Annotated in this window: 15 protein-coding genes and 1 pseudogene; 10 read left to right on the top strand and 6 right to left on the bottom strand. The window is 60.1% G+C overall.

Translation table 11 applies throughout. The features are described 5' to 3' along the window. Positions 1-449: 449 nt before the first annotated feature. Both MF6394_RS32175 and moaB read right to left on the bottom strand, forming a co-directional pair. Positions 450-1,676 (bottom strand): molybdopterin molybdotransferase MoeA, encoded by a 1,227-nt coding sequence (locus MF6394_RS32175; RefSeq protein WP_078468256.1) that lies wholly within the window; start codon positions 1,674-1,676, stop codon positions 450-452. Then, positions 1,660-2,199: a molybdenum cofactor biosynthesis protein B gene (gene moaB / locus MF6394_RS32170; protein ID WP_032892684.1), complete on the bottom strand. Its 540-nt coding sequence runs from the start codon at positions 2,197-2,199 to the stop codon at positions 1,660-1,662. The genes MF6394_RS32175 and moaB overlap by 17 nt, the downstream gene beginning before the upstream one ends. A 76-nt stretch (positions 2,200-2,275) precedes the next feature. Between moaB and mobA the strand changes: the two genes are divergently transcribed. Continuing rightward, a complete protein-coding gene (gene mobA / locus MF6394_RS32165) occupies positions 2,276-2,878 on the top strand; it encodes a molybdenum cofactor guanylyltransferase MobA (protein ID WP_078468257.1) in 603 nt (200 codons plus the stop codon). 79 nt (positions 2,879-2,957) lie between these two features. After that, positions 2,958-3,179, top strand: coding sequence for a YgdI/YgdR family lipoprotein (locus MF6394_RS32160; RefSeq protein WP_003189935.1), 222 nt, complete (start codon positions 2,958-2,960; stop codon positions 3,177-3,179). Between the two features lie 55 nt (positions 3,180-3,234). Here MF6394_RS32160 and MF6394_RS32155 read toward each other — a convergent pair whose 3' ends face one another. From MF6394_RS32155 to MF6394_RS32145, 3 genes are all read right to left on the bottom strand, one after another. Further along, positions 3,235-4,125: a pseudouridine synthase gene (locus MF6394_RS32155; RefSeq protein WP_078468255.1), complete on the bottom strand. Its 891-nt coding sequence runs from the start codon at positions 4,123-4,125 to the stop codon at positions 3,235-3,237. Between the two features lie 69 nt (positions 4,126-4,194). Then, positions 4,195-4,530, bottom strand: a complete 336-nt coding sequence (locus MF6394_RS32150) for a hypothetical protein (RefSeq protein ID WP_003189932.1) — start codon at positions 4,528-4,530, stop codon at positions 4,195-4,197. Between the two features lie 74 nt (positions 4,531-4,604). Further along, on the bottom strand, positions 4,605-4,841 hold the full coding sequence (locus tag MF6394_RS32145; RefSeq protein WP_078468254.1) for a glutaredoxin family protein: 237 nt from the start codon (positions 4,839-4,841) through the stop codon (positions 4,605-4,607). A 246-nt stretch (positions 4,842-5,087) separates the two neighbouring features. Between MF6394_RS32145 and MF6394_RS32140 the strand changes: the two genes are divergently transcribed. Beyond that, a complete protein-coding gene (locus MF6394_RS32140; protein ID WP_078468253.1) occupies positions 5,088-6,818 on the top strand; it encodes a cation:proton antiporter in 1,731 nt (576 codons plus the stop codon). Here MF6394_RS32140 and MF6394_RS32135 read toward each other — a convergent pair. Then, positions 6,805-8,013, bottom strand: coding sequence for an ammonium transporter (locus tag MF6394_RS32135; protein WP_047710406.1), 1,209 nt, complete (start codon positions 8,011-8,013; stop codon positions 6,805-6,807). The genes MF6394_RS32140 and MF6394_RS32135 overlap by 14 nt on opposite strands. Positions 8,014-8,358: 345 nt before the next feature. Here MF6394_RS32135 and MF6394_RS32130 point away from each other — a divergent pair, with 345 nt between their 5' ends. The 7 genes and pseudogenes from MF6394_RS32130 to MF6394_RS32100 form a co-directional block, all read left to right on the top strand. After that, positions 8,359-8,673 carry a DUF883 family protein gene (locus MF6394_RS32130; RefSeq protein ID WP_003189926.1) on the top strand — a complete coding sequence of 105 codons (315 nt, stop codon included), beginning with the start codon at positions 8,359-8,361 and terminating at the stop codon, positions 8,671-8,673. A 2-nt stretch (positions 8,674-8,675) separates the two neighbouring features. Next, a complete protein-coding gene (locus MF6394_RS32125; protein WP_032892696.1) occupies positions 8,676-9,080 on the top strand; it encodes a phage holin family protein in 405 nt (134 codons plus the stop codon). Next, complete coding sequence (locus MF6394_RS32120) at positions 9,077-9,418, top strand: hypothetical protein (RefSeq protein ID WP_003189922.1); 342 nt, start codon at positions 9,077-9,079, stop codon at positions 9,416-9,418. The genes MF6394_RS32125 and MF6394_RS32120 overlap by 4 nt, the downstream gene beginning before the upstream one ends. A gap of 165 nt (positions 9,419-9,583) precedes the next feature. Next, positions 9,584-10,915 carry a deoxyguanosinetriphosphate triphosphohydrolase gene (locus tag MF6394_RS32115; protein ID WP_032892699.1) on the top strand — a complete coding sequence of 444 codons (1,332 nt, stop codon included), beginning with the start codon at positions 9,584-9,586 and terminating at the stop codon, positions 10,913-10,915. Positions 10,916-11,082: 167 nt separating this feature from the next. Continuing rightward, positions 11,083-11,484: a response regulator gene (locus MF6394_RS32110; RefSeq protein ID WP_032892702.1), complete on the top strand. Its 402-nt coding sequence runs from the start codon at positions 11,083-11,085 to the stop codon at positions 11,482-11,484. 249 nt (positions 11,485-11,733) lie between these two features. After that, a complete protein-coding gene (locus MF6394_RS32105) occupies positions 11,734-12,360 on the top strand; it encodes a response regulator transcription factor (protein WP_003189917.1) in 627 nt (208 codons plus the stop codon). A gap of 8 nt (positions 12,361-12,368) precedes the next feature. Continuing rightward, a pseudogene (locus tag MF6394_RS32100) lies at positions 12,369-14,582 on the top strand (transporter substrate-binding domain-containing protein); the annotation flags it as partial. Positions 14,583-14,696: the final 114 nt, after the last annotated feature.

The raw sequence follows: 14,696 nt of genomic DNA, 5'->3' as shown, positions 1-14,696 counted from the left end.
ACGATGCGAAGCGAGCCGCTCTTGATCTTGATCTGCTTTTGATCTCAGGCGCCCCGTTAAACCACGCTGGCCGAACGCAGGCTTGAATTCGTGGGTAACCCGGCAGGACGCCGGGTTAGCCGCCCCGCGCCATGGATGGCGCGTGGCGGCGGCCCACGGATTCAAGCCTGTGTTCGGGCACACCGAGCCTAAGCGAGGTGCCGAGTGGTGGGGCAAGAGCGTTTTGCTTACTTTTGCGCTGTTCAAAAGTGAGCCGCCGTCAGGGCGGAACCCTAAGTGGCCGTTACCTAAATAACGGATATGTACCCGGTCCAACTGTGTCGCCTGCCAGACCACGTTCGCGAGCAAGCCCGCTCCCACAGTTGGATCGTTGGGGTGTCAGGTAGATATTGGTCGGCTGTGAGGGCGTCATCGCAGGCAAGCCAGCTCCCACATTTTTTAGCACGCGGTCAGCTCAGGACTTCGCTCAAGGGAATGAAATTGACCCGGTCGCCACTGGCCAACGTGGTCCCTTCCATCACCTCCACAAAACCCTCAGCCCATGCCGCACTGCGCAGCACCCCGGAGCTTTGGTTGCGGTAGATGATCGCCTTGCCCTGTTCGATCCGCCCACGCAGGTACTCGCGACGGTTGCCAGGCTTGGGCCAGACAAACCCTGCCGGCACTTCGAAGCGCAGCGGCTGCACCTCCAGCACACCTTGACGGCGCAGCAGATAAGGGCGCGCCAACAGCGCAAAGGTCACCAGGGTCGAGGCCGGGTTGCCCGGCAAACCGATCACCGGCACACCACGAAAATGCCCGAAGGTCAGCGGCTTGCCCGGCTTGATCGCCAGCTTCCACAACGCCAGCTCTCCCTCTTCGCGCAAGGCAATGCCGAGGAAGTCCGCCTCGCCCACCGACACACCGCCGGTCGAGAGGATCAGGTCAACGCTGCCCAGCCCCGCCAGGCGCGTGCGCGTCTGTTCCAGATCATCCGGCAAAATCCCGGCATCGATCACTTCACAGCCCATGCGCACCAGCCAACTGCACAGCACGCGGCGGTTGCGGTTGTAGATCTGCCCCGGGCCGAGCGGCAGCCCTGGCTCGATCAGTTCATCGCCGGTCGACAACACGGCCACGCGCACGCGCCGCACCACCTCAAGTCGATCACGCCCAAGGGACGCGGCCAAACCCAGCTCGATGGGCCCCAGGCGGGTGCCGGCACTGAGTACGGTCTCGCCGACGGTGGTTTCCTGGCCCTGGGGACGGATGTTGTCGCCCCTCTGCAACGGCTCGGTGAAACTCACGCGCTGGTCGGCATGCACCACGGCGTTTTCCTGCATCTGCACGCAGTCCGCACCCTGGGGCACCGGCGCGCCGGTAAAGATGCGTGCGCAGGTGCCAGCGGCCAACGGCTCAGGTGCAGTGCCGGCGAAAATACGCTGGCTCACCACCAAGGGTTCGCCCGTCCAGTCCGCCAGGCGCACGGCATAGCCGTCCATGGCACTGTTGGGCCACGGCGGCAGGTCGAGTGTGGAGATCAGGTCCTGGGCCAGTACCCGGCCATCACACTCAGCCAGGGGCAGCACTTGCTGCTCGCGGATCGGCGCGGCGGCAGCCATGTCGAGTAAACGCTGCAAAGCTGCTTCCACCGGCATCAGGGCGCCGGTCTTGCCGGGCTTATCCACGGGATTCACAAGGTTCGGCCTGCTTCAGATGCGGGACGAAATTGCACGGGCGGTGACGGTTATCCAACTGCTCGGCGAGGATGCCGTCCCAACCGGTGCGCACGGCATTGGTGGAGCCTGGCAGGCAGCACACCAGGGTGCCATTGGCCAACCCCGCCAAGGCGCGCGATTGCACGGTGGAGGTGCCGATATCGGCCACGGATATCTGGCGGAACAGCTCGCCAAAACCATCGACCTGCTTGTCGAGCAGGCAGCTCACTGCTTCAGGCGTGCTGTCGCGGCCGGTGAAGCCGGTGCCGCCGGTAATCAGCACCACTTGAACCACGTCTTCGGCGATCCAGTGGGCCACCTGGGCGCGGATCTTGTAGAGGTCGTCCTTGAGCAGCACGCGCTCGGCCAGGTGGTGGCCGGCGGCGGTGAGGCGGTCGACGAAGACTTGGCCGGAGGTGTCAGTCTCCAGGGTGCGGGTGTCGCTGACGGTCAATACAGCAATATTGAGGGGTACGAAGGGCGCATCGGCCTTGGCTTTCATGGCACGGTCCGGTTGTCGAAGGAACAGCCCGATGTTATATCACAGGCCCCTGTTTACCTGCCGCAGCGCAACCACCATGAGCTTTGAATTTTCCTCCCTGCCGTGTTCGATCCTGTTGCTGGCCGGAGGTCGCGGCCAACGCATGGGCGGCCAGGACAAAGGCCTGCTGGAATGGCAAGGCCAGCCCTTGATCGCCCACCTGCACCAGCTGGCGCGGCCGCTCACCGATGACCTGATCATCTCGTGCAACCGCAACCATGAACGCTACGCACCCTATGCCGACCAACAGGTGAGCGATGACAGCCCGGACTTCCCCGGCCCGCTGGCCGGTATCCGCGCAGGACTCTTCGCCGCACGCCATGCGCATCTGCTGATCTTGCCTTGCGATGTGCCGCAGATCGATGCGCGGTTGCTGACCGACCTGCGTGCGACCTCACGACGCAACCCGCAGGTGCCGGTAATGGTGCGCCAGGGTGAATACTGGGAACCCTTGCTGTGCATCATCCCCACGAGCCTGAAAAACCAAGTGGAACAGGCGTGGCAAGCGGGTGAACGCAGCCCGCGCAAGCTCTGGCTGCAACTGGGCGCGGTGGCCCTGCAATGCCCGGCCAATGACCCGCGCCTGGCCAATCTTAATACGCCCGAGCTGTTGCACCCCGGGGCTGGCATGTCAGAATGAAGCCTGCACAAGGAACTTTGCCGGCGTCCCGTACGTCACAAGGTCAGCAATTTAAAAGTATTCTCTCGGAGACAAACTCATGACTCAACGGACCATCGCCGCTCTCATGCTTGCACTGGGCCTCGCTACCCTCGCCGGTTGCGCTTCGCCAACAGTGATCACCCTGAATGACGGTCGCGAAATCCAGGCCGTCGACACCCCGAAGTACGATGAAGATTCGGGCTTCTACGAATTCGAACAACTGGACGGCAAGCACACCCGTATCAACAAAGATCAGGTTCGCACCGTTAAAGACCTGTAAGCCTTAGCGCTTGCACACAAGGCCCGCCTCGCGCGGGCCTTGTTGTTCCTGGGGTTTACCAGTCCAGGGTGATCTGGCTGCGGAAGCTGCGCTCCTGGCCGCTCACCGGGTCGACAAAGCGCACGCCCTGGGCCAACAGCTTGAGTGGCTTGGCGTAATCGTCCTCGGCGTCTTTGATCACTTCGGGGTAGAACGGGTCATTGCAGATGCTCGCTCCCAGCGCCGTCATATGCACGCGCAACTGGTGCTTCTTGCCGGTCACCGGGAACAGGCCGTAGCGCCATAGATCACCATTTTTCTCGCGCACCTCTACCGCCGTCTCGGTGTTGCTGGCGCCCAGCCCTTCCTGCATGCGAAAGAAAGGCTCGCCATCCACCAGGCGGCTTTTGTGCACCAACGGGAAAGTAAGGTGCGGCAAGGCCGGGGCGATGGCTTCGTAGAATTTGTCGATACGCCGCGTGGGAAACAGTTGCTGGTAAGCCGAACGACTGTTCGGGTTGGCGGAGAACAGTACCAACCCCGCCGTATGCCGGTCGATACGGTGCAGAGGCACCAGGGCCGGATTGTCCAGGCGCCGGATCAAGCGTCGCAACAAAGTGTGCTCGACGTACTCGCCAGCGGGTGTCACTGGCAGGAAATGCGGTTTGTCCGCTACCACCAGGTGCTCATCGGCGTACAGGATGCTTTCCTGCACCGGAATCACTTTCTCGTTGGGCACTTCGCGAAAGTAATAGATGCACAGGCCTTCCTTGTAGCCCAGGCCCAGGCTGATCGGGCTGCCGTTGACATCCAGCACCCGGCCTCGGGCAATGCGGTCCTGCCATTGTTCACGGCCAATGGCCGGGAAATGTGCGCACAGGCAGTCGAGCACCGTCACCCAGGAACCCGGCGGCAAGTACAGGGTGCTGGCTTGGTGCTGGGAGGGGGAAAAAACGCAAGTGGACATGCCGACGCTCGAAGCCTGGAAAACAGGCGGGCATTATCGCCCATGGCGCGCGATTGCCTAGGGCCTATCTCAGGCCTTGGCCAGTTGAGCGCGCAGCACCGGCGAGGCGCTTGCCGCCTCAGTGAATTCCTTGAGCCAGCGCAGCACGTCCACCGCTTCCCAACGGCCCGGGTCATACAGCGCGTAGAGCAAGCCCTGATAACCCACCACATCCAGCTGCTTGTGATAACCGGCGCGCTGGAACAGCGCCTCGATTTCCGCAAAGCAGGTGTTGAAATGCACTTTGTTAAACGGTGTCTTGCCTTCCGTGACCAGGCCATCGAGGCGCAGCTCGTTCACCGCGTCGCGCACCACATCGGCGGACATGCGATTGACGCTGCTTTTAAGTTGTTCAACATTCACCACGGGCGTTCCCTCTATTCAATCGCTGTACGAATATACAGTAACTGAATATTTGAAAAGCCGCCATCGCATAAATCTCAGCGCAGGAAGGCAACCACCTGATCGGTGTCGAACGGCCAGTCCAGTTCCCCCCCGGTGTCCATGCGGCGAAGCACCGGAATCCGCAGGCCGTAGACGTCTGTCAGGTCCTGGGGATCGGTGATATCCACCAACTCCACCAACAGCCCGTGTTCGACGAGCGGCATGATTTCGGCTTCGGCGATCTCACACAGATGGCAACCCAGGGTGCCGAACAGCTGGCATTCAGGAAGCATGATGAAGGACTCAGGTCACAAAACGAACCTCCATTCTAAGCCCAACAATCCCCTTGTAGGAGCGAGCTTGCTCGCGAAAAACTCCGGTGCGCCGCGTTCCTTCAGGAACCCCGCGTCAGCGTTGACGTTTTTCGCGAGCAAGCTCGCTCCTACGGTGTAAAAAGCCTGATCCAGATCACCATGGCCTATAACTGATTCAGCGATTCTCGCGGCTTTTTTGCCGCTCACCCTGCAACGGAGATGCCTGTGTTCGCCAACCTGCTGATTATCCTGGCTTCATCCCTGGTGGTGATTGCGTTGTTTCGCCGGCTGCAACTGCCGCCTGTGCTGGGCTACCTGTGCGTTGGCCTGGCAGTGGGGCCCACCGCGCTGGACTGGGTCAATGACAACGAAGACCTGCCGGACCTGGCTGAGATGGGCGTGGTGTTCCTGCTGTTTTCCCTGGGGCTGGAGTTTTCCCTGTCGAAAATGTTGGCGCTGCGCAGCGTGGTATTTGGCCTGGGTAGCCTGCAAGTGCTGGGGTGTGGGGCATTGCTGGGCGTATTACTGATGGGCTTTGGCCTCGCACCCGGCATCGCGTTGCTGCTGGGCGCAGGGCTGGCGTTATCGTCCACGGCCATTGTCAGCAAGGAGTTGACCAGCCTCGGTGAGATCTTCAGCAGTCATGGCCAGAACGCGATAGGCGTGTTGCTGTTTCAGGACGTCGTGGCGGTGTTGCTGCTGACGTTGGTGCCGGTGTTTGCCGGCAGCAGTGACCAAGCCTGGTACTGGGCGCTGCCGCTGACTCTGGGCAAGACCGTGGTGCTGTTCGTGGGCCTGTTGCTCGCCAGCCGCTGGTTGCTGCCGCGCTTGTTCCGTGAAGTCGCCGCGTCCCATTCGGCGGAGCTGTTTGTGCTGCTGGCGCTGGTGATTGTCTTGCTCACCGCGTGGCTCACCCACCTGCTGGGCCTCTCCCCTGCCCTCGGTGCGTTCCTGGCCGGCATGCTGCTGGGCGAGAGTCATTACCGGCACCAGATCGAAGCGGATATCCGCCCGTTTCGCGACATCCTGCTGGGGCTGTTTTTTGTTAGCATCGGCATGCTCATCGATCTGCAGTTGTTCGTCAGCCACAGCCTGTTGATCCTCGGCCTGACGCTCACGCTGATGCTGGTCAAAGGCATGGTGGTCGCGGCGCTGGTCAAATGGCGTAACAGCGACACCGAAACGGCTTGGCGCAGCGGTCTGGCACTGGCCCAGGGCGGCGAGTTCTGTTTTGCGCTGATGGCGCAGATGCAGCAGAGCCGGTTGATTCCCGATGAGTTCAACGGCTTGCTATTGTCCGCCACCTTCTGCTCGATGCTGCTGACACCGCTGCTGTTGCGTGCGGCACCGGCCGTTGCCCTGCGCCTGCACCGCAAGCCCAACCAGCAAGTGCAACTGGAGCAGATCACCGCGCTCAATGCCCAACTGCACGGGCACGTAGTGATTTGCGGCTATGGCCGCGTAGGCCAGTCCATTGGGCGCTTTATGCGCCGCGAACAACAGGCGTTTATCGCCCTGGATGATGACCCCGAACGGGTCCAGGAAGCCGCCACCGAGGACAGCAGCGTGCATTACGGCGACTGCCGCCGTGGCGCCTTGCTCAGCGCCGTCGGCCTGGAGCGAGCGCGGTTGGTAGTGATCGCGGTGGACAACAGCGATGTCGCCCTGGTGGTGCTCAAGGAGGCGCGGCAGATCAACCCCGACGTGCCGATCCTGGTGCGCACCCGCGATGACAGCCAGTTGGCTGAACTCAAGGCCGCGGGCGCCAGCGAAGTGGTGCCCGAGTTGCTGGAGTCGAGCCTGATGCTCGCCGCCCACGCCCTGATCCTGCTGGGCCTGCCGGACCAACAGGTGCAGGCGCGGGTGGATGAGGTACGGCACAACCGCTACCGCTTGCTACACGGTTTTTACCCGCCGCCACATACAGATGAAGAAGCGCCGATCAATCCTGACTGACCGCGCCGATCTTGTGGATCGACAGGTCCGCGCCGTAATACTCCTGCTCCTGGGTCAAGCGCAGCCCTTGCACGCGCTTGATCACGCCGTACACCAGCAAGCCGCCGCCAAACGCTACCACCACGCCCAGCCCGGTGCCGATCAACTGGCTGATCAGGCTCACACCGCCCAGCCCACCCAGGGCGGTCTGGCCGAAGATGCCGCAGGCAATGCCGCCCCACACACCACACAAGCCATGCAACGGCCACACACCCAGCACGTCATCGATCTTCCAGCGCGACTGGGCCGCGATAAAGCACCACACGAACAAACCGCCAGCGACCACACCCGTGACCAGCGCGCCCACCGGGTGCATCAGGTCGGAACCGGCGCAGATCGCCACCAGCCCGGCCAAGGGACCGTTGTGCAGGAAACCCGGATCGTTACGACCAATCACCAAAGCAGCCACGGTGCCACCGACCATGGCCATCAACGAATTGACGGCCACCAGGCCACTGACGCCATTGAGGGTTTGCGCGCTCATCACGTTGAAGCCGAACCAGCCCACGATCAGAATCCACGAGCCCAGCGCCAGGAAAGGAATGCTCGACGGCGCAAACGCCACCAGGCGTCCTTCACGGTAACGCCCATTGCGCGGGCCCAGCAGCAACACCGCCGCCAGCGCCAGCCAACCGCCCATGGCGTGCACCACCACTGAACCGGCAAAGTCGTGAAAGCTGGCGCCAAAGGTTGCGAGCAGCCAGGCTTGCAAGCCAAAGTTGCCGTTCCACACCAGGCCTTCGAAGAACGGGTAAATAAACGCCACGATCAGCGCGGTGGCACACAGCTGCGGCGCAAACTTCGCACGCTCGGCAATCCCGCCGGAAATGATCGCCGGAATCGCCGCGGCAAACGTCAGCAGGAAGAAAAATTTCACCAGGCCGTAACCATGATCGGCGCTGATCACGGCGGCCGGTTGCAGGAAGCTCACACCGTAGGAGATCCAATAGCCTATAAAGAAATAGGCCAGCGTTGAGATCGCGAAATCGCTGAGGATTTTCGACAAGGCGTTGACTTGGTTCTTCTGGCGCACCGTGCCAACCTCAAGGAAGGCAAAGCCGGCGTGCATGGCCAGCACCATGACCGCGCCAATCAGGATGAACAGGGTGTTGGAACTGTGGACAAGGGTGTCCACTGCGCTTTGCAAGTTTTCCATGGAGGTTGGCAGGCCTGCATCAAGGCAAAAAGCACCAAAGCGGTTCAAGCCAGGGTTTCGCGCACTAAATTGGCACCGCCGGCTTCACCCTTCTTCAGAGGGCGTGAACCGCTTTAGCGCAGCGATCAACACAACAGGCCGTTGCCGACAGGGTTTTTCCGCGAAGTTAAGTGATTTAGGGTAAGGTTTTTCAAGGTTTTCACCTCGACCGCCCGGATTCAGCGCAGGCCCCAGGGCCTGCGCACCAAGGCAAAGCAAAAGCTGTACCACACAATTGCACTGAACCTTCAGCCAACGCCGCGACTCGAAACCACACGTACAGATCAGCTACCCACGGAGACAACCATGGCCGGTAAAACAGCAAAGACTGCTCAAGAGATACTGATGGAGGATTTTCAAACCCTGGTCAGCGATACCGAAAAGTTGCTGGACGACACCGCCGTGCTGGCCGGTGACCAGGCTGACGAGCTGCGCACCAAGATCCACGAGAGCCTGCTCAAGGCCCGCGAGACCCTGCAATTGACTGAAGACTCGTTGCGCGAGCGCGGCCAGGCGGCGATCACTGCCACCGAAGACTACGTGCAAGCCAACCCATGGCAGTCGGTCGGCATTGCTGCCGGCGTAGGCTTTTTGATCGGTCTGCTGGCTACAAGGCGCTAACCATGTCTATCGGCGAATCCAGCTCATCTTCGAGCGCACATTCCTCAGCAAGCGGTTCGACCTCCCGACGCCTGGGCGCAGCTGTGCTGGGCTTGCTGCACAGTCACGTCGAGTTGTTCGGCATTGAATTACAAGAGCAAAAGGCCCGCACCGTCAGCCTGTTGCTGTTTGCCGGCCTGGCGTTGGTGTTTGCCCTGCTGTTGCTGGTGGGGTTGTCGACGCTGGTGATGATCCTGGTGTGGGATACGGGCTATCGCCTGACCGGCATCATCTGCCTCTGCGTGTTCTATAGCCTGGCCGCTGCGTTCTGCGGTGTGCGTTTGAAGGCGGCGGTGTTCGATGAATCGACGCCCTTCCACGCCACGCTCGAAGAACTGGCCAATGACCGGGAGCGCCTGCTGCCATGAGCATGACTGAGATCCCGCAAAACACATCACGCCGGGAAATGCGCAAAGCCTTGATCCGCCTGCGCATGGAAATGCACCGCCAGGAAATCCGGCATGAGTCACAACAACTCATGGCGCCCCTGCACAAAATGCGCAACATGCGCCACAACTGGCAGGACAGCCTGGGCATCAAGCACGCGCCGTTGTGGGGCGTGGCGGCGGTCACCCTGATGGGCTTCTTTACCGGCAAAGGCGCCAAGGGCGGCAGCATCAGCAGCGTCACGCGCCTGGTGCGGCTGGGTGCCGGGTTGATCCCGCTGATCAAGTTGGCCATGCAGAGCTCTTCGCGCAAAAGCTGATACGCGTGAGCCGATGACCGCAATGACCAGACACGTGCTGGTCATTGCGGTTTTTTGCGCTGGCTGTTAATTGATATCGACTCGGCTTACCGCTGGATTCGCTTGCACCACAAAAGCGGAAGCGGGAAGCTGGAACTGTCATTCATCTTACGGAGAACCTGCGCCTTGGATTGGCCCACCCTGCTGACCCGCGAACGTCTTGGAAAACCCCTGCACAGCCCCGAAGAACTGGGCCGCAGCCCCTTCCACAAAGATCACGACCGCATTATTTTCTCCGGCGCGTTCCGGCGCCTGGGGCGCAAGACCCAAGTGCACCCGGTTTCGAGCAACGACCATATCCACACACGCTTGACCCACTCCCTGGAAGTCAGCTGCGTGGGGCGTTCACTCGGCATGCGCGTGGGCGAAACCTTGCGCAGCGCCCTGCCCGACTGGTGCGACCCGAGCGACCTGGGCATGGTGGTGCAATCGGCCTGCCTGGCCCATGACATCGGCAACCCGCCGTTCGGGCACTCGGGCGAAGACGCCATTCGCCACTGGTTCCAACAGGCCGCCGGGCGCGGCTGGCTGGATGACATGAGCAGCGCCGAACGCAATGACTTCCTGAACTTCGAAGGCAATGCGCAGGGCTTTCGGGTACTCACCCAACTTGAATACCATCAGTTCGACGGCGGCACGCGGCTGACCTACGCCACCTTGGGCACTTACCTCAAATACCCCTGGACCGCCCGCCACGCCGACTCGCTGGGCTACAAGAAACACAAGTTCGGCTGTTACCAGAGCGAACTGCCGATTCTTGAGCAGATCGCCCACAAGCTTGGCCTGCCCCAGTTGGAGGAGCAACGCTGGGCACGTCACCCGCTCGTCTACCTGATGGAGGCCGCCGACGATATCTGCTATGCGCTGATCGACCTGGAAGACGGCCTGGAAATGGAGCTTCTGCAGTACGCCGAGGTCGAGTCGCTGCTGCTGAACCTGGTCGGCGATGACCTGCCGCAAACCTATCGCCAACTGGGCCCAATGGACTCACGTCGCCGCAAGCTGGCGATCCTGCGCGGCAAAGCCATCGAGCACCTGACCAATGCGGCGGCGCAGGCGTTTGTCGAACAGCAGGACGCCCTGTTGGCCGGCACGCTGCCCGGTGACTTGGTGGAGCACATGCACGGCCCGGCAAAGCGCTGCGTGCTGGATGCCAAGGACATGGCACGCAAGAAGATCTTCCAGGACAAGCGCAAGACGTTGCATGAGATCGGGGCCTATACCACCCTGGAAATCCTGCTGAATGCCTTTTGCGGCGCGGCCCTGGAACAACATGGCGGGCGCACGCCGTCGTTCAAGAACCGGCGCATTCTCGATTTGCTGGGCAATAGCGCGCCGGACCCCGCCTGGCCGCTGCACGCCTCTTTCCTGCGCATGATCGACTTCATCGCCGGTATGACCGACAGCTACGCCACCGAAATGGCACGGGAAATGACCGGGCGCTCCAGCCCTCAATAACGACTCCATCCAACTGCCTGTTCCCTGAAGCGAATTGCCCTACGATGGGAACAGAGCAGCCTGATCGAATTCGTACAGGCGCACGAAGAATAATCACGCGCGCCCCAACGGACCCGCCGAGTAATTCCTACTGCCCCCATCGACGCTTGCCTTACTGTGTGCTCTTTATGCCCAGCTATTCTCTTCGTATTCTTTTGGTGGAGGATCACCCCTTTCAACTCATGGCCACCCAGTGCCTGCTCAGAAGCTTCGGCTTCGAAAAACTGACCCCGGTGGAAAACGCCGAGCAAGCCATACGCGTGATGAGTCAGTCCGAACACCCTTTCGACCTGATGTTATGCGACCAATGCCTGCCCGACCTGCCCGGGCTTGAACTGGTGGAAATCGCCAGCCGCCGGCGCTTCATCACCAGCGCTATCTTGTTAAGCGGTTTACCCACCTCGGAATTGGTTAACCTGACGATACAAGCCGCACAACGAAGTCTCCCCCTCCTTGGCTACTTATCAAAGCCTTTGAACAAAGATGAACTTGAGCGATTAGTCCGCTCAACTTTTAACCCACTCCTGTAGGATTTTAAACATCCCCTACAACGAAAAATGATTCGGGGCCCGCCGTAAACCTCCAAGCCTCCCTTCTTGCCTGGCCCATCCTCAAAACGCTCACATGCCCTGTCACGATTACCTAACAACTTGTAGGTCTATACCTTTTTAAATGTAGGAACTTTCCTGTTCTGCATCTACTCCGTGCGAGCTTCATACTGTGCACTCACCTTCTGAGCTAATGTGCCCGCTTTATCTGCACCTGCATGGAAAGTGACTATGAACACAGTTTTTATTATCGATGACCACCCCGTTATCCGGCTTGCCATTCGAATGTTGCTGGAGCACGAAGGTTACAAAGTCGTCGGCGAAACAGATAACGGGTGCGATGCCATACAGATGGTCCGTGAATGCCTTCCAGACCTGGTGATTCTCGACATCAGCATCCCGAAACTTGATGGCCTTGAGGTGCTCTGCCGGTTCAATGCCATGAACACCTCGATGAAAACCCTTGTCCTCACGGCCCAATGCCCCACGCTGTTTGCCACGCGCTGCATGCGCTCGGGGGCCGAAGGCTACGTGTGCAAGGAGGGTGACCTGAGCGAGTTGCTGAGTGCCATTCGCGCGGTGCTGTCCGGCTACAACTACTTCCCCAGCCAGGCTTTGAATGGCCCCGGAACCGAAGGCATGGATGCTCAAGAGCTGGAACTGTTCAAGACCGTCAACGACCGGGAACTGATGGTCCTGCAACTGTTTGCACAGGGCCGCACTAACAAGGAAATCGCCAAAGGCATGTTTTTAAGTAACAAGACCGTCAGTACTTATAAAAAGAGACTCATGCAAAAACTCCAAGCCAAATCCTTGGTTGACCTCATCGAGATGGCAAAACGAAACGCGCTAGTGTGAGAAAGCGGATGCCCAGGCGTATAAAGGACTATCTAATAATATTAAGTGCCGGTTTGTACTTCAGCACGACCGTGCTCGCTGAGCACCAAACCAGCCCGGAACGCTTCACCCTCTTGAGTCGCGCGGGAGCTGTTCAACTGGACACTCATTTTGACAAGGCCCAACGCCAGTGGCTGCAGAACAAACGTGAACTAACGCTGGGTACATCCACCCCAGACTACCCGCCCTTTGACCTCACTTCCAGCGGCCATGATTATGAAGGCCTTACCGCCGATTACGCCGGCTTGCTGGCCAAGGCACTCTCCCTGCCCATCACTGTGATGCGCTACCCGTCCCGGGCGGCGGCCATTCGTGCCCTGGAAGCCGGGGAAATTGACCTGCTGGGCTCCTCCAACGGGTTTGAAGCGGCAACGCCGAACCTTATCCTCTCCGAACCCTATGCCGTGGACCAGCCGGTGCTGGTCACGCGCGAGGGAGAAACCCGCAGCCTCAGCGAAGGCCTCGACGGGCTGCGCCTGAGCCTTGTCTATCACTACCTGCCGCTCAATGAGGTGGAAAAGCTGTACCCCAAGGCGATCATCCGTGCCTACCCGTCTTATCAAAATGCCTTGAATGCAGTGGCCTTCGACCAGGCGGATGTGTTTCTCGGTGACACCATTTCCACCCATTACATGATCAACAAGGGCTATCTCAAAAACATTCGCATGGCCAACTTCGGCAAGCATGAAGCGTATGGTTTCAGTTTTGCCACGCGCCAGGACAACCGGATGCTCCTCAGCATTGTCGATTCAGCCCTGGCCTCAGTGCCCATCAACGAAAGGGACAGCATTGCCAAGCGCTGGAGCGCCGGCAGCGACATTCTGCTGACCGACCAGAAACTGCAACTGACCCAGCGCGAAGAACGCTGGCTTAAAGAGCATCCGGTGGTCACGGTGATCGTCAACGAAACCTTCGCGCCCCTGACGTTCTTCGATGCGGACGGCAACTTTCGCGGCATCACCGCTGACTTGCTGGAATTGATTCGTCTGCGCACCGGCCTGCGCTTTTCGGTGCAGCGCGGCCGCGAGGTCGGCGCGATGATAGAACAGGTCGCGGCCCAGAAAATCGATATGATCGGCGCCATCGTGCCCAGCAACGAACGAGATTCGCAGCTTAATTTCAGTCGCCCCTACCTGGAAAACTCCTATGTATTGTTGACACGCAGAGAGCAAGGTGCCCCCTCGAACATGGAGCAGATGGCAGGAAAGCGTCTGGCAATCACCCGAGGCAGCCCACTGGCCGCGACCTTGAGCAAAGACTTTCCGCAGGTTCAACTGGTGGAAACCAGTGATACGTTCAGAGCATCGGAGCTGCTCGCACAGGGACAAGTGGATGGGGCAGTGAACACCCTGGTGATCGCCAACTACTTCCTGTCTTCCCAGGTCTTTCAGGATAAGTTGCAAATCAGCGCCAGCATCGGCACGACCCCTGCGACCTTCACCCTGGCCACCTCGCGTCAAGCCACGGAGTTGAGCTCCATCCTCGACAAGGCCCTGCTCAGCATTGCCCCGGATGAAATGGGTGTGATCAACAGCCGCTGGCGTGGCTACACCGCCGCATCCGACAGCTACTGGCGTAATTACCATCAACTGATCGCGCGCATCATCATCGGCACCGGGCTGCTGCTATTGATCTCCCTGGCCTGGAACGCCTACATGCGTCGCCAGATCAAGCATCGAAAAATGGCCGAACGCGCCCTCAACGATCAGTTCGAGTTCATGCGTGCACTGGTCAATGAGACGCCCCATCCGATCTACGTGCGCGACCGCAATGGGCTGTTGCAGACCTGTAACGACAGCTACCTGCAGGTGTTCGATGTCAAGCGCGAAGAGGTGATCGGCAAAAGCGTGACCCAGATGACCATGGCCCTGGCCTCGGAGGCCGCCCAGTATCATGCTGACTATCTGCGCGTCGTCGCCGAGGGTAACCCGCTGATCCTTGATCGCAGCCTGCATATCCACGACAGGAAACTGACCATTTACCATTGGATCCTGCCCTACCGCGACTCTACGGGTGAAGTCCAAGGCATCATCGGTGGCTGGATCGATATCAGTGACCGACGCCAGCTATTCGATGAACTACGCGCTGCCAAGGAGCGCGCCGACGAGGCCAACCGCGCCAAGAGCACGTTCCTGGCCACCATGAGTCACGAGATTCGCACCCCGATGAACGCAATGAGTGGAGGTATTTGAAGAAAATATGACGTGCCGCTCTGGGCGTGTTCTGACCAGTTACTATGCTTGTCCAGACGTAGAAGACATGCGAAACCATTGCAACCTGATGATGCTAAAATGGTA

Source organism: Pseudomonas sp. MF6394, assembly GCF_002018845.1.
Lineage (GTDB): Bacteria > Pseudomonadota > Gammaproteobacteria > Pseudomonadales > Pseudomonadaceae > Aquipseudomonas > Aquipseudomonas lactis.
Note: the sequence above shows the minus strand (reverse complement) of the source record. Positions and strands in the feature narration are given on the sequence as shown.